This window comes from Ruminiclostridium cellobioparum DSM 1351 = ATCC 15832 (genome assembly GCF_000621505.1).
In the GTDB taxonomy this organism is placed as follows: Bacteria; Bacillota; Clostridia; order Acetivibrionales; family DSM-1351; genus Ruminiclostridium; species Ruminiclostridium cellobioparum.
Genome location: NZ_JHYD01000046.1, coordinates 32513 through 54675, shown reverse-complemented (window position 1 = coordinate 54675; position 22163 = coordinate 32513). Strand labels below are relative to the sequence as shown.

The 22163-nt window shown below is 46.8% G+C and carries 20 protein-coding genes and 1 pseudogene; 17 read left to right on the top strand and 4 right to left on the bottom strand.

All coding sequences use genetic code 11. The features are described from left to right. Positions 1 to 277: 277 nt before the first annotated feature. The 4 genes and pseudogenes from hflX to T344_RS0116535 all read right to left on the bottom strand — a co-directional run bounded on the left by hflX (position 278) and on the right by T344_RS0116535 (position 6259). Positions 278 to 1540, bottom strand: coding sequence for a GTPase HflX (hflX, locus tag T344_RS0116560; protein ID WP_027629633.1), 1263 nt, complete (start codon positions 1538 to 1540; stop codon positions 278 to 280). A gap of 1207 nt (positions 1541 to 2747) precedes the next feature. Continuing rightward, the gene (locus T344_RS28490) at positions 2748 to 4274 is read right to left on the bottom strand and encodes a P-loop ATPase, Sll1717 family (RefSeq protein WP_034861896.1); all 1527 of its coding nucleotides are present in this window, start codon (positions 4272 to 4274) and stop codon (positions 2748 to 2750) included. 338 nt (positions 4275 to 4612) lie between these two features. Continuing rightward, positions 4613 to 5076: pseudogene (locus tag T344_RS30445) on the bottom strand (hypothetical protein). Positions 5077 to 5329: 253 nt separating this feature from the next. After that, positions 5330 to 6259 (bottom strand): AraC family transcriptional regulator, encoded by a 930-nt coding sequence (locus tag T344_RS0116535; protein WP_051571965.1) that lies wholly within the window; start codon positions 6257 to 6259, stop codon positions 5330 to 5332. A gap of 373 nt (positions 6260 to 6632) precedes the next feature. Here T344_RS0116535 and nifH point away from each other — a divergent pair, with 373 nt between their 5' ends. The 17 genes from nifH (at position 6633) to T344_RS0116450 (ending at position 22092) form a co-directional block, all read left to right on the top strand. Continuing rightward, entirely contained in the window at positions 6633 to 7451 is an 819-nt protein-coding gene (gene nifH / locus T344_RS0116530; protein WP_004626521.1) for a nitrogenase iron protein, read from the top strand. Positions 7452 to 7469: 18 nt separating this feature from the next. Beyond that, the gene (locus T344_RS0116525) at positions 7470 to 7793 is read left to right on the top strand and encodes a P-II family nitrogen regulator (protein WP_027629629.1); all 324 of its coding nucleotides are present in this window, start codon (positions 7470 to 7472) and stop codon (positions 7791 to 7793) included. Between the two features lie 15 nt (positions 7794 to 7808). Beyond that, positions 7809 to 8192 (top strand): P-II family nitrogen regulator, encoded by a 384-nt coding sequence (locus T344_RS0116520; protein ID WP_004626481.1) that lies wholly within the window; start codon positions 7809 to 7811, stop codon positions 8190 to 8192. A 14-nt stretch (positions 8193 to 8206) separates the two neighbouring features. Beyond that, the gene (locus T344_RS0116515; RefSeq protein ID WP_027629628.1) at positions 8207 to 9811 is read left to right on the top strand and encodes a nitrogenase component I subunit alpha; all 1605 of its coding nucleotides are present in this window, start codon (positions 8207 to 8209) and stop codon (positions 9809 to 9811) included. Further along, positions 9811 to 11175 carry a nitrogenase component 1 gene (locus T344_RS0116510; RefSeq protein WP_027629627.1) on the top strand — a complete coding sequence of 455 codons (1365 nt, stop codon included), beginning with the start codon at positions 9811 to 9813 and terminating at the stop codon, positions 11173 to 11175. Before T344_RS0116515 ends, T344_RS0116510 begins: the two co-directional genes overlap by 1 nt. A gap of 41 nt (positions 11176 to 11216) precedes the next feature. Then, on the top strand, positions 11217 to 12569 hold the full coding sequence (gene nifE / locus T344_RS0116505; RefSeq protein ID WP_034861894.1) for a nitrogenase iron-molybdenum cofactor biosynthesis protein NifE: 1353 nt from the start codon (positions 11217 to 11219) through the stop codon (positions 12567 to 12569). Then, entirely contained in the window at positions 12554 to 15148 is a 2595-nt protein-coding gene (locus T344_RS0116500) for a nitrogenase component 1 (RefSeq protein ID WP_027629625.1), read from the top strand. The genes nifE and T344_RS0116500 overlap by 16 nt, the downstream gene beginning before the upstream one ends. Next, positions 15135 to 15443, top strand: a complete 309-nt coding sequence (locus T344_RS0116495; RefSeq protein ID WP_027629624.1) for a 2Fe-2S ferredoxin — start codon at positions 15135 to 15137, stop codon at positions 15441 to 15443. The genes T344_RS0116500 and T344_RS0116495 overlap by 14 nt, the downstream gene beginning before the upstream one ends. Positions 15444 to 15473: 30 nt before the next feature. After that, positions 15474 to 16436, top strand: coding sequence for a homocitrate synthase/isopropylmalate synthase family protein (locus tag T344_RS0116490; protein ID WP_027629623.1), 963 nt, complete (start codon positions 15474 to 15476; stop codon positions 16434 to 16436). After that, entirely contained in the window at positions 16433 to 17245 is an 813-nt protein-coding gene (locus T344_RS0116485) for a beta/alpha barrel domain-containing protein (RefSeq protein WP_027629622.1), read from the top strand. Before T344_RS0116490 ends, T344_RS0116485 begins: the two co-directional genes overlap by 4 nt. After that, positions 17232 to 18065, top strand: coding sequence for a molybdate ABC transporter substrate-binding protein (gene modA / locus T344_RS0116480; protein WP_340140762.1), 834 nt, complete (start codon positions 17232 to 17234; stop codon positions 18063 to 18065). Before T344_RS0116485 ends, modA begins: the two co-directional genes overlap by 14 nt. Positions 18066 to 18080: 15 nt before the next feature. Then, the gene (modB, locus tag T344_RS0116475; RefSeq protein ID WP_340140763.1) at positions 18081 to 18752 is read left to right on the top strand and encodes a molybdate ABC transporter permease subunit; all 672 of its coding nucleotides are present in this window, start codon (positions 18081 to 18083) and stop codon (positions 18750 to 18752) included. A 4-nt stretch (positions 18753 to 18756) separates the two neighbouring features. Then, positions 18757 to 19806: a sulfate/molybdate ABC transporter ATP-binding protein gene (locus tag T344_RS0116470; protein ID WP_027629619.1), complete on the top strand. Its 1050-nt coding sequence runs from the start codon at positions 18757 to 18759 to the stop codon at positions 19804 to 19806. A gap of 4 nt (positions 19807 to 19810) precedes the next feature. Further along, positions 19811 to 20425 (top strand): Fe-only nitrogenase accessory AnfO family protein, encoded by a 615-nt coding sequence (locus T344_RS29880; RefSeq protein WP_027629618.1) that lies wholly within the window; start codon positions 19811 to 19813, stop codon positions 20423 to 20425. 16 nt (positions 20426 to 20441) lie between these two features. Next, on the top strand, positions 20442 to 21428 hold the full coding sequence (locus T344_RS0116460; RefSeq protein WP_051571963.1) for a hypothetical protein: 987 nt from the start codon (positions 20442 to 20444) through the stop codon (positions 21426 to 21428). An 81-nt stretch (positions 21429 to 21509) separates the two neighbouring features. After that, a complete protein-coding gene (locus tag T344_RS0116455) occupies positions 21510 to 21794 on the top strand; it encodes a type II toxin-antitoxin system Phd/YefM family antitoxin (protein ID WP_027629616.1) in 285 nt (94 codons plus the stop codon). Further along, positions 21784 to 22092: a type II toxin-antitoxin system RelE/ParE family toxin gene (locus T344_RS0116450; protein ID WP_027629615.1), complete on the top strand. Its 309-nt coding sequence runs from the start codon at positions 21784 to 21786 to the stop codon at positions 22090 to 22092. Before T344_RS0116455 ends, T344_RS0116450 begins: the two co-directional genes overlap by 11 nt. The last annotated feature ends 71 nt before the right edge of the window (positions 22093 to 22163 follow it).

The following is a 22163-nucleotide window of genomic DNA, read 5'->3' as shown; positions in this document are numbered from 1 at the left end:
AGGTTTTTGTTCTGTGCCGCTGCCGATTTATCAGGTGCTCTGGTGTACATCCTGTTCAACTCCTAAAATTTATTCCTATATTGAATAGTAAATTTTGAAGTTGATTTAACACCCGGATTTTTAAATATTTTCCGACTGCCCGTGCCGTGCGCAGAAAAAACCCTGGGAAGATTAGTTTTCCCAGGGTTTCAGCTGGTTAGAGTGAACAGCTGCAGTATAAATCCATTGCATAAACTTATGCATAAACTTATTTTTTAAAGCATTGCCTTATACTTGATTATCCCTTAAAAGCAAATTTTTCAAACCGTTTATAATCACTTACCCTACATTCCACAGTAAGCAATGTTCCGTCCCTCTCATAACTTACCGCCTTAACATCTGCATTTTCATTAAAATACGCCACTATATTTCCCCGGTCATATGGGACCAGCATTTTATACTCCATATACTGTGTAAATATTTCTTTACCAATGAGCCCGACCAATTCTTCCATTCCTGAATTCTTTTTAGCTGAAATATATACTTTTCCATCCTCAATACAGGGGATTGTCACATCGGTCAGATCAGCTTTATTGAATACAAGTATGGTTGGTATCTTATCGGCACCTATCTGCTTTAATGTTTCATTAGTCACATTGATCTGCTGAACAAAATTTGGGTTCGAACTGTCCACCACATGCAGGAGCAGATCTGCAGTCCTTACTTCTTCCAATGTTGAGCGGAAGGCCTTGACCAGTTCATGAGGCAATTTACTGATAAATCCCACGGTGTCGGATAACAGAAAGGCTTTCTTATCCGGCAGAGTAATATTTCTGACTGAAGTTTCCAAGGTAGCAAAGAGCATATCCTTTTCAAATACTTTTTTATCAGCATTCTTTTGATAAACCTCAACCAGCGCATTCATCAGCGTTGATTTGCCTGCATTCGTATAACCTACCAATGCAACCGAAGGCAGTCCGGCTTTGTTTCTTTTGCTGCGCTGGGTATTCCTCTCATTTACAAGCAGCTCCAACTCTTTACTCAGCTCAGCTATTTTAGACTCTATCCTTCTCTTGTCGAGTTCCAGTTTTGTTTCTCCGGAGCCTCTATTTCTGAGACCAGAACCGCCTCCCTGCCTGCTCAGATTATCATTCAGGCCCTCCAGTCTGGGAAGCATAAATTTAAGCCGTGCCACTTCCACCTGAAGTTTTGCTTCCCGCGTTTTCGCTCTTTTTGCGAAGATTTCAATTATGAGCATAGTTCTGTCAATTATCTCCCTCTCAAGCGAATCCTCCAAATTCCGCAGCTGGGACGGGGTGAGTTCATTGCTAAAAACAACAACATCCGCTTTTACTTCATCAATCAGCAGCCTTACCTCTTTCACCTTGCCTGAGCCGATATGGTAAGCGGTATTAACTGCTTTCAAATTCTGCTCGACCACCCCTGCAATTTCCAGCTCACATGCAGCCGCTAAATTCTTAAGTTCTTCCATTGAGTCCTTAAAAAATGTTTGGTTATTTATATTTATACCTACTAAAAGTGCTCTTTGTTTTTGTATCATAATCAATCGCTCCTTCGATATGCTAAAATAAATACTTTATAGCACGGAGTCATGATTTCACTTGTTCCATTGATATTGGAGGCTACGTCACAAACCGTACTTTTCAGCCCTTGAAACATAGTTAACTGTCTGTTGGATTCCTGTATTCGAACAACGGAATAAATATGAAAAGGCCGCAAATGAACAAAATTCACCTGCAGCCCTATTTTTTCATCACCAAAATCGAAAAATGTACCGAAAAAGACATGAATGATGTATTAATTACACTTACATCTGACGAATCTCGGAATGGTAATATTAAAAGCAAGTATGATGTTCTTTACAAGAATCCATAAAATAAGGTACACAAACAGACCTGCTGAAAGGTCGATTACCTTATTTTTATTTAGTTTTGATTAAACTAAATTGCGTATTCTGATAAAGAAAATCCTCACTCTTAACACCTCAATTTCTTTTTATTTTATTTAATTATAACATGAGATTGGCCGGTTATCAATTTATAAAATCCATTAGTAAAAACAATTCTACATGTTGTCTTGGACGATGAAAACTAAAAATCAAATACTCATTTTCATATGTTCATCCAAATATCTGAGTAGCATAATCTATAGACATAGGTATAATCACATTGGACTTGTTCTCCTTCACTGGAATATAATAACCCTCATTTTTCCTTCTTAATTCAGGCAGTTGTAATGACCTCTATAAGATAATACCATATTTTCCTGCAATAGAGTATGAGGAAACGATTAGTCCCGTCCTCTCACAACTAAAAAGCATTATAGCGAAGCTACAATATCGTGTCATTTCCATCTGGATTTTTAATATTGAGAAGTCAATACCTTCAAGGCAAATCTTTCGAAGGTTCTTTAACCTCAATGCCTAATCCCATATCCGTTGTACTCTGCGTCAGCATCCGTAACTCTGAACTCGAAGCCTTGATATGCATTTAATGTCTGCAGCATAAACCCTTCATCGTAACTCCCGACGATACAGTTAGTGGTTTCATCTCTTTTTCCGAACAAGATTTTCAATGCAGTGCGTCTCACTGTGATCCACGTTGACATCTGCGCCAAAAACATCTCAATACAAATCAGCGAGTTGGTTCGGGGTAGACGATACAATGTTGATGCAAACCCATATTCAAGTACTAATTTTTTGGTATTTTAGAGACCTAACTCTTTGATTACCTTCTATTAGAGTAATTTTATGTATGCAACCCTTTCCAAAACCCCGGATGTATTTGGATTTTTAGATCTCTATTAAAAGTTGATCTATCGTTTCTAATGACAGAAAAATATTCCGTATAACCCTTTTTATATCTATTTTTATAATCGTATGTATTATTAGTTGTATAGTTAACATTGTGAATTATAGCCATACTGTAAAGGTATTTTAATAGTTCTTCTGCTTCCATCTCAATTTTATCCTCGAAGTTTTTAAATTGGCTTTTGAAAGCTGTTAATGGGAATGACTGAGACCCCATTAATCTCAAAAACTCATAAAGTGTATCAATTCTTTTAACCTTTACGCCTATTTCATTTTCTACTTCAGAAAGCAGCCATAAGGAATATTCTTTCTCAGCATTATTAACTGTCCTATGGTAGAGGTTACCAGTGCTTTTAACTTCATCTTGAATTTTAATACAGAATTGAACAAGATCCCTAGGTCTATGAAAAGTCCTATGGATTAAATATTTAAAAATATTTATGGGTCTTCCATTATCCTCCATACGTATAACTTTACTGTCAAAAATAGTTGAGAATGCATTCCTTTCATCAATAGAACGAATTGAAGAACTTATTCTCTTATTAATCACTTGTATTAGCCTTGGGTTTTGCCAATCATCTTTATTCACGATAGACCAATTTAGATTTAATTTGTATCTATCCCATCTGGCACTTTCCGAATCAAATGCATTTATTGAATAAAATATATCTGATCTTAAATATGCAATTACTTTCGAATCTTTAATATTTTTAGAACGAAAAGTTTGGTTAATATCATAAATAACTTTAAACAAACTAATAATTGCTTGATGATAATTATTAAAGTCCTGCAATTGGTTGTAATTATCATCCAATTGGTCAAACTGTATGATAAATCTATTGCTACCCGAATACTTAATTAAATAATTAATAATTAAATTTTCCAATCGCCTATTTATTTTAGTTATGTTATCAAGTTCATCATTTAAAGTTTTATTACATGATTTTTCCGTTTGTCCAGTAATATACTTAATCGATATACCTGTTGAGCTTTTATCAGCAATTGTAGTAATTTGTTTATGCAAATCAACTAAATCCTCGCCAAAAACATAATCAACGTATGATTTCATTTCTTTAAACTCGTCATTTATCGTAGCAAGTTCATCTCTAACGATTAAAGATGCAAATTCAGATAATATTATGTTATTCCATATACTCTGGTACTGGTTTGGTTTTGAGAAATTATCATCACTCAGTTTTAAAAGTTTTTCAAATGGAAAAGTTTTAAATGATAAATTTGAAATTAAACATCCATGTATTACCGATTGGGTTTGAATCCATTTATATATTGCTGATTTACCAGTACCTTTTCTGCCAATAATGTAAAATGTATTTTCTTCAATTATCTTCTGCCAATAGTTATCATCAAGAAAGTATTTTTCCAAATTAGCATCATATAAACCATCTATATCGCCAAAATCAACCTTTTGTATATTTTCTACTAGGTATTTTTCTATTCCTCTCATTCATTTTATCCTCCATTAGCATCATAATCTTAATAAAATAATTCTATGTACAATTACAAAATCCTCTATTTTTTACTAGTAAATATGTGATCTAAAGTACGTCTGTTTATAAATAGTTAAAGCTTCATTTCCAGACCCGTAATGGAGACAATACCACTATCTGCCCGATGGTTATCTATTAACAAAAGTATGAATCTATAAAAATGGTAGCACCCGTTACCAAAACCGTTCAGCTTGTAGAAAATATACCGTTCGCTATACTTCAGTAAAAATTTCAAGATCTTTAGCCGACCACCAAGTACGTTCTCTTTTTAAGGTATAACTCATCCTTTCGCTCTTTACAATTTATTCTGTAGCAGTAACACCTTACAATGCCTTAGTCCTGCTAAATAACAGACCAAAAAGAAAGTAATTTTGCATAGCCGCGACAGCATCAGCGTTAATTTGCCTGTATTCGTATAATCTACCAATGCAACAGAAGGCAGTCTGGCTTTGTTTCTTTTGCTGCGCTGGATATTTCTCTCATTTACAAGCAGTTCCAACTCTTTACTCAGCTCAGCTATTTTAGACTCTATCCTCCTCTTGTCGAGTTCCAGCTTTATTTCTCCGGAGCCTTTATTTCTGAGACCAGAACCACCTGTCTGCTTAGATTATCATTCAGGCCTTCCAGTCTGAGAAGCATAAATTTAAGCCGTGCCACTTCCACCTGAAGTTTTGCTTCCCGCGTTTTCGCTCTTTTTGTTAAGATTTCAAGTATGAGCATAGTTTTGTCAATTATCTCCCTCTCAAGCGAATCCTCCAAATTCCGCAGCTGGGACGGGGTAAGTTCATTGCCGAGCCTTAGGTCCTGATTATTATATAAAAAACGGTACTCCAAATTCTCATTTTAAACGCCTTCCTCCACAGAGTTTCCGGATACTTTTCAGCCCTTGAAACATAGTTAACTGTCCGTTGGATTCCTGTATTTAAATAGCGGAAAAAACATGTTGCCATGAACAAGCTACTTTGGGGTACAAAAAACCCTCGACAGAAAACCTGTCAAGGGTTAACCAGAATTAGTAGTAATTTTGAATATTTTGGCTGCCTTCACCTTTATACTCCCGAATTGGAATTCCTTCAATATAGCCACGTGCTCCTATTGGAGCAAGCTGAAATCTCGGACCGTCGTTTGGTGCCCAATCCCATCCGAAATGTTTTGGATTGTAGCGTTTAACAGCATTCCATACAGTGCTTATTACTTCACCGAACTTTTCATCCTCAAACGGTTCACTTTGAAAAACCATATATTTGCAGGCGGGTAAATCTATAATATCAAAACCGTCGGGAATTTCCCCGGAAAAATCAACAGGAACTTCGACCCCCTGGCAATATTCCGATGTGCCCGGCACACGCATATTTTCGGGTAGCCAGACACCAATTGATTCCTGCAAAGCGCCCTTAATGCTTTCAAGAATCCCCCACACATCGCAGCCCACCTCTTCACAATAGGCAAAGTATTCCGCAGCCCTTATTCCCCGTTTTAATATGAGCTTTCGTTTCGGCCTTTCGATAACCTGCGTAAAAACAACCATATCAGACATAACTTCCTTTCCTCCTTCAAATAACTTATAGTAATCACGGATGGGGTAGTAGGAAAATAATCGCAGCGGGGGCGCCCTTTTGCGGTATTCTTGCGGAGTTATGGCGAACTCGCGGGAAAAAGCTTTGGTGAAGCCCTCGTGGGAGCCAAATGCAGATTCCAACGCAATGTCGAGTATGCTTGTACTGGTATTCCGTAATTTTCTGGCTGCCGCTGACAGTCTGACCATTCGGAGATACTCAAAGGGTGTTTTCCCCATCAGCTCTGAAAAAGCACGCAAAGAATGCCAGGGCGAGTACATCGCAGCTTTAGCCAGGTCCTGTAAAGTTATTTCCTCACGGTAATGCGCCATGATATATTCCTGCATTCTCTGTACAGCATTTATTTTTTCCCAATTGCTTAACATTCCTACCACCTGAAGAAAGTCTAACATATCCGGGGCAATCATCTCTTGACCTAAATTGCTTTCTTACCTTGGATGATTATATCACACTTCGTGCCTTCCCAGGTTCAACCAAAATCAAAGGATGAATATGCGATTTCTCGTTAAATTAAACAAAAAATGGGGGTTCTGCATTGTATGGATTCGACAATATGATGTATTGAATTGCTTCTGGCGGGCCTCTATAATTAAATCATAATAAGTGACGACGAATCGTTAACCCGACAATGGGGTGGGAGTTCAACCGTGAAGATATGCTTCACGTGCGGACACCACCCCATTGTTTATTTATATAGGTTAAAAGAAGTTTCGTTCATCATGATAAGGAGGTAAATTTATGAGACAGGTAGCTATTTACGGAAAAGGCGGCATCGGCAAATCCACAACCACTCAGAACCTCACGGCAGGGTTGGGAGAGATGGGCAAGAAAATTATGATTGTAGGTTGTGATCCAAAGGCCGACTCTACCCGTCTGGTGTTGGGCGGTCTGGCGCAAAAGACGGTTTTGGACACCCTCCGCGAGGAAGGCGAAGACATTGAGCTGGATACGGTTCTGAAGGTAGGATACGCCGGAATCAAGGGTGTGGAATCGGGAGGACCGGAGCCGGGCGTCGGCTGCGCGGGACGCGGCATTATCACCTCAATTGGCCTGCTGGAGCGTTTAGGTGCATATGAGGCTGATTTGGATTATGTATTCTACGACGTTCTTGGGGATGTTGTGTGCGGCGGGTTCGCGATGCCCATTCGTGAGGGCAAGGCCCAGGAGATTTATATCGTGTGTTCCGGCGAGATGATGGCGCTGTATGCGGCAAACAATATCGCAAAGGGGATTTCAAAATATGCCAACACCGGCGGCGTGCGTCTGGGAGGACTGATCTGCAACTCCCGTAAGGTAGACGGCGAAGCGGATTTGGTCAGCGCGGTAGCGAAGGAGATCGGAACCCAGATGATTCACTTTGTCCCCCGCGACAATGCGGTGCAGAAGGCGGAAATCAATAAAAAGACAGTTATCGACTTTTCGCCCGATGAGCCGCAGGCCGACGAATACCGGACATTGGCGCGCAAGATTGACGGCAATGACATGTTTGTGGTTCCCAGACCTATGTCCATCGACAGGCTGGAAGCAATTTTGATGGAACACGGAATTTTAGATTAAGAGGAGGAGAAGACTACTATGCTATTAGTAAGAGCGATTGTAAGACCGGAGAAATCGGGAGCGGTTATGAGCGAGCTGGCGGCGGCGGGCTTCCCCGCCATTACCAAAATGGACGTGTTCGGGCGTGGAAAGCAAAAGGGTATTACCGTGGGTGAGGTCACTTATGATGAAATCCCAAAAGATATGCTGCTGGTGGTATGCAACGATGAGGATAAGGACGATTTGGTAAAAATCATTATACGCACCGCCAGAACCGGTCAGGGAACCTTTGGAGACGGGCGTATCTTCGTATCGGCTGTGGAATCCGCTTACACCATCAGCACCGGCGCATCCGGGCTGTAAGGGAGGTGCTTTGTATTGCGAGAAATCATGTGTTTTATTCGTACCAATAAGGTCAACCTCACAAAAAGAGCGTTGGCAGACAACGGGTTCCCCGCCTTTACCTGCCGGAAATGTCTTGGGCGCGGAAAAAAGAGCATTGATCCGGATTTGTTAAGGACTGTCTTGGCGGAGGGAGAACTTCCGCTGAACACAATCGGGGAGAACCTGACTGAGGCCACGAGGTTGATTGCCAAACGTTTCTTCACGCTGATTGTGGATGATAAGGATGTACAAAAAGTGGTTGATACCATTATCGCCGCCAATCAAACCGGTAACCCGGGTGACGGCAGGATTTTTGTATTACCCATTCTGGAAGCCTATACGGTCAGAAGCGGAGAGCCGACCGTGGAGGCATATTAAGGGGGTGGTTGACAATGACCTATAGAGAAAAATTACTGGAAAAATATTCGGCAAAGGTTTATAAAAACCGTAAAGATCATATTTTACAGATGGATGGAGCAGAGGAATCCAATTCCATAACCGCCAACACCCGTGCCCTTCCCGGTGTTATGACGGCCCGGGGCTGCTGTTACGCCGGGTGCAAGGGTGTTGTGGTAGGTCCGCTCAAGGATGTGTGTGTCATTACTCACGGACCTGTCGGATGTGGCTTCTACAGCTGGGCTACCCGGCGCAATAAGGCAAAACCGGACGAACATACCGATAAAAACTTCGTGCCCTACTGTTTTTCCACCGATATGCAGGAGGCAGACATTGTGTTCGGAGGCGAAAAGAAGCTGGAAAAGGCAATTGACGAAGCCATGGAGCTGTTTGATCCTAAGTGTATCATGATATGCTCCACTTGTCCCATCGGTCTTATCGGTGATGATGTGCAGGCGGTTGCCCGCCGTGCCGAAGCGAAGTACGGCATAACGGCAATTGGCTTTTCCTGTGAAGGCTATAAAGGTGTTTCCCAGTCGGGCGGACACCATATCGCCAACAACGGGCTGATGCGGTATGTAATCGGCACCGGCGACAAACCGCCCAGGACGAGTTTTTCAGTCAATATTTTGGGCGAGTACAACATTGGCGGCGATGGCTGGGAGGAAGAGCGCATCCTGAAGCGGTGCGGCATTGAGGTGATAAACATGTTCACCGGCGACGCTTCTTATGAATCCTTAAAAAGCGCCCATCAGGCGCATCTGAATCTGGTTATGTGCCACCGCTCCATCAATTATATCGCAGAAATGATGAAAACCAAATATGGCATGGACTGGCTGAAAGTTAATTTTATCGGCGTAGGCGCTACCTGCAAATCCCTGCGGGAAATCGCGAAATACTTTAACAACCCGGAATTAACGGCGCGTGTTGAGGAGGTCATCGCCGATGAGCTGGCGGCCATCTATGACGACATGGAGTACTATAAATCCCGGCTGACCGGCAAGACGGCAGGCATCTTTTCGGGCGGCTCCCGTTCGCATCACTATCAGGTGCTGCTGGAGGATCTGGGTATAAAGACGGTGATCGCAGGCTATGAGTTTGCCCACCGTGACGATTATGAAGGGCGGGACATTATCCCTCAAATCAAGAATGACGCCGACAACAAAAACATTGAGAGCATAACGGTATCACCGGATGAGAGGTTCTACCGCGAAATCTATACCGAAGACGAAATCGCAGCGCTCAAATCCGGTAAGGACGGCATAGAGCTGGACACCTACGATGGCATGATTCCTTTTATGAAAGCAGGAGACGTGGTGGTGGATGACTATAACCATTTTGAAACCGACGAGTTGATCAAGCGTATGAAGCCGGACATCTTTCTTTCAGGAATCAAGGATAAATACTCCATCCAGAAGGCGGGCGTATCTTCAAGACAGATTCACTCCTATGACTATTCCGGACCGTATTCGGGCTTTAGGGGCTCAGTAAACTTCGGACGGGATATTACAATGGCGCTTTATACCAACGCCTGGAGTCTGGTTACGCCGCCGTGGAAGCATGAGCCCATGCTGGTCGGCACAATAGGAGGTGAAAAATAATGCTGGATTTAACACCAAAAGAAGTAAAGGAACGCAGTGCTCTTCGGATAAACCCTTGTAAAACATGTCAGCCGGTGGGCGCGATGTATGCAGCGCTGGGAGTGAAGCGGTGTATGCCGCACAGTCACGGTTCACAGGGATGCTGTTCCTATCACAGAACTGTTTTGTCCCGCCATTTCAAGGAACCCGCTATCGCGTCGTCTTCCTCATTTACCGAGGGTGCGTCGGTATTCGGCGGCAGGAGTAATATTAATACGTCGGTAAAGAACATATTCGACATATACAACCCGGACATTATTGCCATACACAGCACATGTCTATCGGAAACCATCGGTGACGACCTGGGCTCCTACATCATGGATATGGACGTTCCCGAGGGCAAGACAGTGGTTCATACCAACACTCCCAGCTACGTAGGTTCCCATATCAACGGATATTTTAATATGATGATGGGCTTTATGAATTACCTGACACAAAGTACCGGCTCATCCAACGGCAAAACCGCCGTATTCCCCGGCTGGGTAAACCCCGGCGATATTCGTGAGATGAAACGTATCGCCCGGCTTATGAACGTGCCCGCCACCTTCTTCCCCGACCAAAGCGGTGTGCTGGACGCACCTATGACGGGCAAGTATGAGTATTACCCCGAAGGCGGTACGACGATAGAGGAAATCCGGGGATTGGGTGACAGCAAGGGGCTTATCGCGCTGGGTGAGATTATCGGCGTTGAACCCGCCGAACTGCTCAAAAAGAAGTGGAAGGTACCCTCTACCCTCCTCCCGATGCCTGTAGGCGTATCCTATACCGATGCGTACGTGTCGGCACTGCAAAAGCTGTCCAAAGCGGAGGTGCCCGCTGAATTGGAGGCCGAACGCGGACAGTTGGTGGACCTGATGCTGGATTCACACCAGTATACTTATCAGATGAAGGTTGCGATTTTCGGCGACCCGGACGTGGTAATCGGGCTGACCTCATTGGCACTGGAAATCGGTATGATTCCAAAGTATGTCATCACCGGAACCCCAAAAGAGGAATTTACTCGCAAAATTGATGCGCTGTTCGCCAAATATGGCGTAACCGGCTGCATTGCCAAAGCCAACTCCGACTTATTTGAGCTGCACCAGTGGATTAAAAATGAGCCGGTAGATTTGATGATAGGCTCCACCTACGGCAAGCAGATTGCCCGGGCAGAGGATATTCCCTTTGTCCGCGCGGGCTTCCCGGTGCTTGACCGTTACGGCGGTACACTTCTGCCCATAGTCGGCTATAATGGCGGGATACGTTTGGTGGAAAAAATCACAGGCGCGCTGATGGACAGATTTGACCGTGACTGTGCGGATGAGGATTTTGAGATTGTGATGTAATTATAGAGTTTTTGGTGTCAGGAGGTGCGGTTACTGTGCATATGAGTGTATTGGAAGAACGTAAGGCGTCTATTTCAGATATGAACGAACATGGACGTGGGATATGCTGTGAGCGGGAAAGCGTATCCGGCGCGGTGAGCCAGCGGGCATGTGTGTACTGCGGCGCACGCGTAGTGCTGAATCCCATCACCGACGCATATCATATCGTCCACGGACCCATCGGGTGCGCCAGCTACACCTGGGATATCCGCGGAAGCCTCACTTCCGGAGCGTCAACCTACCGCAACAGTTTTTCCACTGACCTCCGGGAAACCGATATCGTATTCGGCGGGGAAAAAAAGCTGTCGGCAGCCATTGACGAGCTGATGGAAAAGGCGGAACCAGCGCCTAAACTGATATTTGTTTACGCCACCTGCATTGCAGGTGTAATCGGTGACGACATAGAAGCGGTTTGCCGTGCGGCCGCAAAGAAATACGGCATACGGGTAATTCCCGTAAAAGCTCCCGGCTTCTCCGGCACTAAGCCGCAAGGTTATAAGCTGGCATGTGACGCCATTATGGCGCTGATTTTGCCCGGCATAAACCAATCGAAGCGCTTTGGTGTGAATATTTTGGGAGATTACAATCTTGCGGGTGAAACATGGATTATCAGAAGTTATTTGGAGGAAATCGGCATTCCGGTTATATCCACAATAACAGGCGACGCGTCATACGAAAAGCTCATGCGGGCACCCACGGCTGTGCTGAACCTTGTACAATGTGCCGGTTCGTCCACATACCTCGCCGAGCGTATGTACTCCGAAATGGATATTCCTTATATAAAGGTGAGTTTTTTCGGCATTGAGGACACAACAGCTTCGCTGTTTCGCGTCGCGGACGCCCTCGGGAAGCCCGAAATCTCGGCAAAGGCACGTGAGTTAGCAAAGCGCAGGACATCGGAGGTTGTACCCGTTATCGAAAAATACAAGCCATCTTTGGAAGGCAAACGCGCAGCCATCTTTGTGGGCGGCGGATTCAAGGCAATATCTCTGATTCGCCAGTTCAACGAACTGGGTATGAAAACGGTGGTTGCGGGAACCCAGACCGGCAAAAAGGATGAATATGAAATCATCAGCGCCCTGGCAGACGGTGAGGCGGTGATACTGGACGATGCGAATCCTGCCGAACTGGAGCGGTTCATGCTTGAGAAACAGGCCGACATTTTAGTGGGCGGCGTGAAGGAACGTCCGCTGGCTTATAAACTGGGAATTGCCTTCTGCGATCACAACCATGAGCGAAAACATCCGCTGGCGGGCTTTGAGGGAATTGAGAATTTTGTCCGGGAAGTGCATACAACTATTAACAGTCCCGTATGGAAATATGTGAAGGAGGGACCGGCATGGGCGCAAATCTAGTTAATTTAAACGTAAACCCCTGCAAAATGTGCATGCCAATGGGTGCGGTCAGTGCGCTCTGCGGGATAAAGGGCTGCATGTCCATCCTGCATGGCTCGCAGGGGTGCGCGACTTATATCCGGCGGCATATGGCGACACACTATAACGAGCCGGTGGATATCGCATCCTCCTCCCTTACCGAAGAAGGCACTGTGTTCGGCGGGGAAGCAAACCTGCTCAAAGGTTTGCGCAATCTCATTGACTTGTACGCCCCGGAGGCAATCGGGGTGTGCACCACCTGTTTGGCCGAAACCATCGGCGAGGATGTGGGTGCGATTGTAAAAAAATTTTATGAACAAAATCCCGGTACAGGGGTAAAAATCATCCATGTGGCGGCTCCGGGATACGGCGGTACACAAAACGAAGGCTGGTTCGCCGCAATTCGCGCGGTGCTGGAGCAGACCGAACAAAGCACAGCACCCAACGGTAAAATCAATGTCATAACGCCCATGATTTCACCCGCGGATACCCGCTGGCTGAAAGACCTTCTAAACGGGGCGGGTATGGATTTTATCCTGCTGCCCGACCTTTCGGACAATTTGGACGGTGTGACCGAAAAGCGGTACAACCGCCTGAAAACGGGTGGAACCTCCTTATCCGACATTGCAAAAATGGCGGGAGCCCGGCTGACAGTTGAGTTTTCGGAGTTTACAGACGAGAAAGCTTCTCCCGCCGCATATCTTTATGAGACCTACCGGGTACCCTATGTGAAACTGCCGCTTCCCGTGGGCGTACGGGGCATGGATCAGCTGCTGACCACATTGGAAGACGCGGGCGGTGCTGTCACCGTTGATATGATAAAAGCGCGGGGACGGTATCTGGACGCGATGGTAGATTCCCACAAATACTGCGCGAAAGCGCGGGCGGCTGTATTCGGCGAGCCCGACTTTGTAACTGCGGTTATACGGCTGTGCTGTGAAAACGGGATACTGCCGTTACTGGCGGCGACGGGCTCGGTATCTCCCCGATTGAAAGAGCTGCTTGACGCAGAGTTTGAAGATTATAAGGACTTTTATCCGGCAGAGGAAATGGCCATATTGGACGACAGCGACTTTGACGAAATTGAAAGATATTGCCGGCAGCTTGGCGTAAATTTGCTCATCGGCAGTTCCGACGGACGCCGTATCGCCCACAAGCTGGATATTCCCCTGATTCGGTGCGCATTTCCCATCCACGATTACGTGGGCGGGCAGCGAGTGCGTATGCTGGGCTTTGAAGGCTCGCTGAACCTGCTGGATCAGTCGGCCAACTGTATGCTGGAGAAAACGGAAACCGGTTTTCGCGGCGCACTGTACGACAGGTTTTTTAAAACCCGGCCCGCGCCGCCGGCCGACATCCATGCCAAGACCGCGTCCCATCCCTGCTTTGGCGAACACGCCTGTAAAAACGCACGGGTACATCTGCCGGTTGCACCCAAATGCAACATTCAGTGCAACTACTGTCTGCGCAACTTTGACTGTATGAATGAAAGCCGTCCGGGAGTAGCGTCTAAAATTTTAACGCCTGCCGAAGCGCTGGAGCGGTACATGAAGCTGAAGGAATCCATGCCGAACTTAACGGTGGTGGGCATAGCCGGACCCGGTGATGCCCTGGCGAATTTTGAGGAAACCCGCGAGACCCTGCGGCTGATTCGGGAGTATGACGCCGACATTACATTTTGTATTGCCACAAACGGCCTGATGCTGCCGATGTATGTTCCGGAACTTAAAAAACTTGGCGTAAGCCATGTAACCGTGACGGTAAACGCAGTCGATCCATCCGTCGGCGCAAAGATCTATCAACATATCAACTATATGGGAAAGACATATACCGGAACAGAGGGTGCTTCCATACTGCTTGCCAATCAGCTGGCGGGAATTAAAATGCTGGCGGATGCGGATATTATGTGCAAGGTGAACTGCGTCGCGCTGAAAGGGATTAACGACAGTCATATCTTTGAAGTGACAAAACAGGCCGCGGCGCTCGGGGCTTTTATGACCAACATCATGCCGCACATTCCTGTAAGAGGCTCCTCCTTTGAGGCGCTTGACCGCATGACAAATATGGAGATCAAGGCGATCCGGGAGGTGTGCGGAGTAAACATCAAGCAAATGGCACACTGCCGCCAATGCCGCTCCGACGCAGCTGGAACGCTGGACGAAGACATTTCCATTCACCTTCGGGAAAAGCCCGCATCGGAAACAAGGCCTTACAAGCGGTTCGCAGTGGCCACAAAAAGCGGCGCAATTGTGGATATACATTTCGGTCACGCAAAAGAATTTTACATCTTCGAGAGCGACGGAGAGGACACGCGGTTTGTTGAAACCCGCAAGGTGAGCCGGTATTGCAATGGCCTGGAATGCGACGATAAGGAGGATCGATGGGAGTCGGTCATTGGCGCGGTGGCAGACTGTGAAGCTGTACTGGCACTCAGAATCGGGTTGGTTCCCGAAAAACGGTTGAAAGAGAACGGAATTGACGCAATTGCCACCTATGAGAGAGTTGAGACAGCCGTCACGCTGGCGGCCAGGGAAAGGAGCGCTATGAATGGAATCGCCTAAATATCATATTTTTGTTTGCACAAGCTGCCGTATTAACGGTATGCAGAAGGGATTCTGCTTTCAGAAGGGAAGTGTGAATCTGGTTCAAAAATTTATGGAAGAAATTGAGGCCAGGGAGCTTTCTGCCGATTGCCTTGTCACAAACACCGGCTGTTTCGGTATTTGCGACAAGGGGCCGATTGCTGTGGTATATCCCGAAGGGGTATGGTACGGCAATCTGGATGAGGATGCAGTAGAGGAAATCTGCGAAAAGCACATGGAGGGCGGAACGCCTGCGGAGGAATACAGAATCTGATTTGAATTATGGGAAAAGGAGGCGATGTTGATGATCCGGATTACTGACCGTACCCTGTCTTGTCTTGATGATGTACCTCCTGATGTGCCGTCACTGTCCCGGTTTCTGGAGTTCCTCATAGAAATGGATGCCGATGCCATTGAGCTTTCTGAAAAAATGTACAAACTGCTGTCTCCTCTTCCCCCATATTCGTCGTATGTGCTTCAGATAGGGCAGGCTTCAGACATTACAAAATTTCCGGACATCCCGCGTTTTGTCTGCCGGAACGCTCCGGCCGGTTCTAATGATAAAATCCGTACCGAAATTTTACTCAACGATATCCGCGAGTCGTACACCATAGCCAGATATGCGGAATGTGCGAAATTGCGTATATGCGGACTGGATGACATGTTGACAGGCGACTATTTAAGAACATTCGGGCACCTGAAGGAGTGTTTTTTCGGTGATATTGAGTTTTGCCCGGCAAATGGCTTTCATTGTGCCGCTGCTCTGGCGGCCGAGTGGGTGTTGTCCGGTACGGGAACCGATATTGTAACGTCCTTCGGCGGTGTGGGCGGATTTGCGCCTACAGAAGAATTAATTATCATTCTGCGTGTTCAAAGACTCCGCAAGGCAGGTAAAACTTATGAGTTTTTTCCTGAGATGGCAGAGCTTTTGCGTAAAATCACCGGGCAAACCGTTCGCCCCAACAAGCCGGTCATCGGCCAACGGATCTTCCATGTGGAGTCGGGTATTCATGTGGACGGCATAGCCAAACAGCCCAAATGTTACGAGCCTTTCCCTCCCGAAGTGGTTGGTCTGACGCGCAAGGTGGTAATTGGAAAACACAGCGGAGCGCAGTCGGTGCTGATCAAGCTTGAGGAGTTGGGGCTGACATGCGACAAAACGTTCATACCTGTGATACTGGAGCGTGTGAAACAGACAAGTGCCGAAAAAAACGGCGCACTCACAAACCTGGAGTTTATTGAGATCGTAAGGGGGTGCCGGAGTTGAAGCCAAGACGATACATTTTAGACAGCACCCTGCGGGACGGTGAGCAGATGCCCGGCGTTTCCTTCACCAGTCAGCAGAAGCTGAAAATTGCCCGGCTGTTGGACGAATATGGCATACACCAAATAGAAGCAGGTGTGCCTGCGTCGTCAAAGATTGAAAAGGAAAATATCATAAAAATCATGGAAAACCGCAAAAAAGCGGTTATTTCGGTTTGGGCGCGGCTTATGCCCTCGGATATCGAACACTCGATAGACTGCCGCCCCGATCTGATACATGTCAGCGTGCCGGTATCTTATGTACACATCTATGCGAAACTGAGAAAAAACAAAAATTGGGTTATGAATCAACTGTACGCGTGCCTCGGCATGATTGAAAAGAGCGGCATCGGACTTTCGGTGGGCTTTGAAGATGCGTTCCGCTCGGAAGCGGCATTTATGCTGTCTGTGGTGCAGGTGCTGCTGGATTTCGGGATTACCCGGATACGTCTTTCGGATACGGTGGGTGTGGCGACGCCGTCTTTATGCCGCAGGGTGATTAAAGACTTTTCTTCCGCAGTCGAAAACAAGGCAGAGTTGGGATTCCACGCCCACAACGATTTAGGTATGGCGGTTGCCAACACGGTGGAAGCGGCAAAAGCGGGCTGTGTATATGCCGACGTGACCGTAGGAGGCATCGGTGAACGCGCCGGAAATTGCGATTTGGCTCAATTGGTCCATGCAAGCGCGTCGGTTTTTGACTGGGGAATCACAACCACCGGCGCAAGGGAATTGCAGGAGAGATTTTTAGAGATTGTTAATGAAAAACAATAAGAAAATGACTATGAAAAGGGGTGTTGCTATGAAAAAATTGTTTTCAGTTCTATTAACCTTTATTTTCTGTACCGCCTTTCTCACAGGATGCGGCACCGTGAAAACATCCGTGCCGCCTGTGTCCGGCCAACCCGTCACCCTGTCGGTGTTCGCCGCAGCCAGCCTGACCGAGTCGCTGAGCGAGATAGCCTCACTTTACAAAGAGAAAGTACCCGCGGTGACACTCACCTTCAACTTCGACTCCAGCGGCAAGCTGCAAACCCAGATTGAAAACGGAGCCGAAGCAGACCTGTTTGTTTCGGCGGCGCAAAAGCAGATGGACGCGCTTGAGGACGGTTACATAGATGCCGGCACGCGCAGGGATTTACTGATCAACAAGGTTGTTCTCATAGTTCCCCAGGACAGCACAAAGGGAATCACTTCCTTCGAGGACTGCCTGACCGACAAGGTGTCGCTGATGGCATTGGGCAACGCCGACGTGCCTGTCGGACAGTATTCGGAAGAAATTTTCAAATACTTAAACGGATGGGATATGATACAAAAGAAAGCATCGCTTGGTTCTAACGTGAAAGAGGTGCTGTCGCAGGTGGAAAGCGGCAGTGTGGACTGCGGCGTGGTTTACTCCACCGATGCGGCTACAGCCAAAGCGGTGACCATAGCCGCGGAAGCGCCGGAAGGCAGCCATTCGCCGGTGATCTATCCTGCCGCCGTGCTGAAGAGTTCGGTAAATGCGGAAGCGGCCCGGGCATTTCTGGATTATTTGAGCTCGCCGGAGGCAGCAGCAGTGTTTGAACAGACGGGTTTTGAGGTTGTAAAATAATTGAACCCAAAGGAGGTGGACCGCGTGGACTTGTTTCCGCTTTACAATTCACTCAGGATATCAGCAATCGCCACCGTCCTCGCATTCACCCTCGGTATTCTCGCAGCCTATGCCGTTCTAAAAATGCCTCGTATCTTAAAGGGCATTTGCGACACTGTGCTTACAATCCCGATGGTATTGCCGCCGACCGTGGTAGGGTATTTCATATTGGTATACCTATCGCCCAAAAGCGCGGTGGGCGGGTGGCTGTATAAATGGTTTTCGGCAATGATTACCATGAGGTGGCAAGGTTCGGTTATCGCGGTTACCGTAATTGCGTTTCCGTTTGTATACCGCACGGTTCGCGGCGCGTTTGAGGCGTTCGACCAAAATCTGCTGGACGCGGGCCGGACGCTGGGACTTTCGGAATGGTATATATTCGGGCGCATTCTGCTCCCCAACTGCAAACAGGGCATACTGGCAGGAACGGTGCTGGCATTCGCCCGCGGACTTGGCGAATACGGCGCCACAAGCATGGTGTCGGGCTACATTGCCGGGAAAACTGCTACCATTTCTACTTCTGTCGCGTATTTTTGGCAGATCAATCAGGAAGACGCGGCATTTTGGTGGGTTATGGTCAACCTTGCGGTATCGTTTGTGTTTATGATTCTGATCAACATATTCAGCAAGCCCAAGGTCAGGGGGTGATACTATGCTTGCATGCAAGATTAAAAAGAAGCTGGGCGGCTTTTCCCTTGATGTTGATATCACCGCAAGCTCGGACATTACCGCGCTGATGGGCGCGTCGGGCAGCGGCAAGAGCATGACCCTTCGCTGTATTGCGGGTATATCAAAACCCGACGAAGGGAAAATCGTATTGGGCGGCGTGACCCTGTTTGACTCTGAAAAAGGCATCAACCTGCCGCCGCAGAAGCGCAATACGGGATTTTTATTTCAGGATTACGCCCTGTTTCCCAATATGACTGTGTTGAAAAATATTATGGCAGGCACAAAGATCAGCCCGCGCCGCGAGTGCCGGAGGGCAGCCGTCGAATTGGCCGAGACCTTCCATATTGCAAAGCACCTGAACAAATACCCCCACCAGCTCTCGGGAGGGGAAAAGCAACGGTGCGCATTAGCGCGGATTTTAATAGGGTCGCCGGATATTCTCATGCTTGACGAACCTTTCTCTGCGTTGGACAGCCACCTGCGATGGGAACTGGAGCTGGAGCTTGCGTCTGTGATGAAACAGTTCGCGGGACCGGTTTTGTATGTATCCCACAACCGTGATGAGGTGTATCGGTTATGTGACCATATTGCGGTGATGAACAACGGAAAATCAGAGGTAACAGGCCAAAAATGGGAAATTTTTAAAAAGCCGCTCACCGTTGGCGCAGCGCGTCTGACCGGCTGTAAGAATATAACGGAAACAGCGGTACAGCACGGCAGGTTGATTGCCCCCGGCTGGGGGATTGAATTTGACTGTGACGGCGCGGATAGCGGCGTTCAATATATAGGCATCCGGGCGAATTATATCATTCCTGCCTGCCGTGCCCCGGAGGGTGAGATCGCCGCCGCTTTCCCCTTTGAGATTATAAGTGAAATCGAGGATACCTTTTCGAATATTCTGATGGTGCGAAAGAAGGGGTCCGGCCTGTTGCCCCTCCGGTGGGAAATGCCTAAAAAAGACCGGGCCGCCCTGCGGGATATGCCGCAGGAGCTGGCGTTTTTGCGGGAGCATGTATTATTGCTGAGGGAGTGAGCTTATGAGCAAAATAGCGGTATTCACAAACAGATATTCGGCGCTGTGCGACTTTTTTGAAGCCGACAGATTTTTGATATTTGAAAGAGGTGCGGACGGTTGGCAGCTTTTAAACGAAATACCGTTTGACCCCATTTCCCCGCTCTCTGCCGCTTTGACGCGCAAAAACTCCGAGGCTCTGCTTCCGCTTATAAACGGCTGCGAGGTGTTGGCGGGAGGCTCACTGGTCGGAATCCCGTTTTCTGTGTTTGACCGCGCCGGGCTGCATATTTTTGAAATAAGCACCATAACGTATGAAGTTTTTGACGGGATTTTTCAGGAAACGCAGGCTTCTGACGCCGCGATAAAGACCCGGGAGGCGGTTATATCAAACGCACGGCCCAAAGAAACCGGTACGCCGGGAATTTATTTTCTGGACCTGATGGCTTTGCAAAGCCAATGTCCGGAAGTTTCATCCAAAAAGGCAATGGCAGACTTTCTGGAGAACACACCCTTTTTGGAACTCAATCTGATTTGCAGGCATATTCCGCCGTGGATCGAGGGCAGCGGAAAATACCGGATTGATGTAGTGCAGGCCGGAAACGGCATAGTGAAAGCGATTGTCAGCCGGAAATGCTGACTGGGAGGAATGTTATATGGAAAACTTCAACATACTGGAAAACAACGCCATTCAATTGCCCACTGGCGTATTCGCGGGAGTGGAAAGCTATTCCTGCTATGCGGGCGGCGAGTTGGAAGGGATACGGCTGTGTGAAAAAAATATTCTGCTTACGCATGCAGGCGAATTGATTCCGGTGTACGCTGAAACACATCGGCGTAAGAGCAAGTATTCGGTGGAATTTTATAAAAACGGAATGATAAAGGCCGTCGCGCTCAATGATCAGCAGGAAATTCATACGCCAATCGGCGAGTTTCCCGCTGAATTGGTAACATTTTATGAAACCGGGGAGTTAAAGCGGTTCTTTCCATTGGACGGAAAATTCAGCGGCATGTGGACCGAGGAAGAAGAGAAGTCGCTGGCCATTCCGTTTTCATTTGAACTGCCTTTTGCTTCGTTTAAAGCCATAATCAGCGGCACCGGCTTTTATCAGGACGGCAGCATCCGCAGTATAACGCTGTTTCCCGGTGAAAGGATTCACATAGCAACGGCATATGGCGCTATTCCTGTCAGAAATGGTTTTTCTCTTTATGAAACAGGCGAGCTTAAATCACTGGAACCGGCAGAACCGGCGATGATCCAAACCCCGGTTGGCATGCTTGCCGCTTTTGACCCAAACGCTGTCGGAATCAACGCGGATCAAAATTCTCTTGTATTTGACATCTCCGGCAGGGTCACTGCGCTGACGATTGTATACAATCGCCTTGCGGTACAGACCGGGGATGGGCGGATGGTTACGTTCAGTCCGCACGAGACCGTCAATCCGCTGGACGGAGAGACTTTCATTACAGAAGGATTGAGACTGGCGTTTGATTATGACACCGGCACCGTCACAATCATAGACGGCAGGAACGAAACCTTCTTTCGGGTTTCCGACTGCGGTTTTACCGTTTTGGCATATTCCGGCACTGCGCGCACCTGCAATCCCACGGACTGCGCAGCCTGTTCGAACATATGCGGATAATCCGACCTTTTGTCGTGTTTTTCTACCTTGTATATTGTATCACAATTGTGATACAATATTAATGAAAGAAGGTGTGAATATATGAGGAATACTCACGTTAGGGCTACAAGAGAACTGCGTAATAATTTTCCTGAGATTGCGCGGCTGTTAGAGCAGCACGATCAGGTTATCATAACAAAAAACGGAAACGGTGCCGCTGTATTAATTAATTTTGATGAGTACGCTGCTTACGAGGATTATCTGCACAAAAAGTATGTTCTTAGTGAACTCAGGAAGGCACAGACAGAAGCACACGCATCCGATACCCAGTGGCTTGATGATGAAGATTTTTGGGCGGGAATTGAGGATGCATCCGATGGAATATAGAATCAGGTACCTTCCTGTCTCGCGTCAGAATTTGGACGATATTCTGAAATATCTTTCCGGTTTTTATCCGGGTACATCATCGAGATTTGTTATGGATTTGCGGCAATGTATAGATACCCTGCGTACACAGCCGCTGATGTATTCTGTATATGCAGATTTTCCTGTTTACAGACATATTCCGGTGGATGACTATATCGTTTTTTATGTAGTAAATGAATCGAATAAGACGGTGGAAATTCATCGAATACTCCATGGGAAACAAAATGTTCAAAGCATATTAGATAAGGACATACTATAATTCGGTTGTCAAACTCATGGTTCAAACTGTATACAAAAAGAAGGTCGCCCAAAGACCCGGTTTAATAGGGA

Bases quoted from the DNA above. Each gene is read 5' to 3' on its own strand.
- T344_RS0116535 (WP_051571965.1), bottom strand. From the start codon at position 6,259: ATGTTAAGCAATTGGGAAAAAATAAATGCTGTACAGAGAATGCAGGAA.
- T344_RS0116450 (WP_027629615.1), top strand. From the start codon at position 21,784: ATGGAATATAGAATCAGGTACCTTCCTGTCTCGCGTCAGAATTTGGAC.
- T344_RS0116525 (WP_027629629.1), top strand. From the start codon at position 7,470: ATGCTATTAGTAAGAGCGATTGTAAGACCGGAGAAATCGGGAGCGGTT.
- T344_RS29880 (WP_027629618.1), top strand. From the start codon at position 19,811: ATGAGCAAAATAGCGGTATTCACAAACAGATATTCGGCGCTGTGCGAC.
- nifE (WP_034861894.1), top strand. From the start codon at position 11,217: ATGAGTGTATTGGAAGAACGTAAGGCGTCTATTTCAGATATGAACGAA.
- T344_RS0116470 (WP_027629619.1), top strand. From the start codon at position 18,757: ATGCTTGCATGCAAGATTAAAAAGAAGCTGGGCGGCTTTTCCCTTGAT.
- T344_RS0116460 (WP_051571963.1), top strand. From the start codon at position 20,442: ATGGAAAACTTCAACATACTGGAAAACAACGCCATTCAATTGCCCACT.
- T344_RS0116510 (WP_027629627.1), top strand. From the start codon at position 9,811: ATGCTGGATTTAACACCAAAAGAAGTAAAGGAACGCAGTGCTCTTCGG.
- modA (WP_340140762.1), top strand. From the start codon at position 17,232: ATGAAAAACAATAAGAAAATGACTATGAAAAGGGGTGTTGCTATGAAA.
- hflX (WP_027629633.1), bottom strand. From the start codon at position 1,540: ATGATACAAAAACAAAGAGCACTTTTAGTAGGTATAAATATAAATAAC.
- nifH (WP_004626521.1), top strand. From the start codon at position 6,633: ATGAGACAGGTAGCTATTTACGGAAAAGGCGGCATCGGCAAATCCACA.
- T344_RS28490 (WP_034861896.1), bottom strand. From the start codon at position 4,274: ATGAGAGGAATAGAAAAATACCTAGTAGAAAATATACAAAAGGTTGAT.
- T344_RS0116490 (WP_027629623.1), top strand. From the start codon at position 15,474: ATGATCCGGATTACTGACCGTACCCTGTCTTGTCTTGATGATGTACCT.
- T344_RS0116495 (WP_027629624.1), top strand. From the start codon at position 15,135: ATGGAATCGCCTAAATATCATATTTTTGTTTGCACAAGCTGCCGTATT.
- T344_RS0116515 (WP_027629628.1), top strand. From the start codon at position 8,207: ATGACCTATAGAGAAAAATTACTGGAAAAATATTCGGCAAAGGTTTAT.
- T344_RS0116455 (WP_027629616.1), top strand. From the start codon at position 21,510: ATGAGGAATACTCACGTTAGGGCTACAAGAGAACTGCGTAATAATTTT.
- T344_RS0116500 (WP_027629625.1), top strand. From the start codon at position 12,554: ATGGGCGCAAATCTAGTTAATTTAAACGTAAACCCCTGCAAAATGTGC.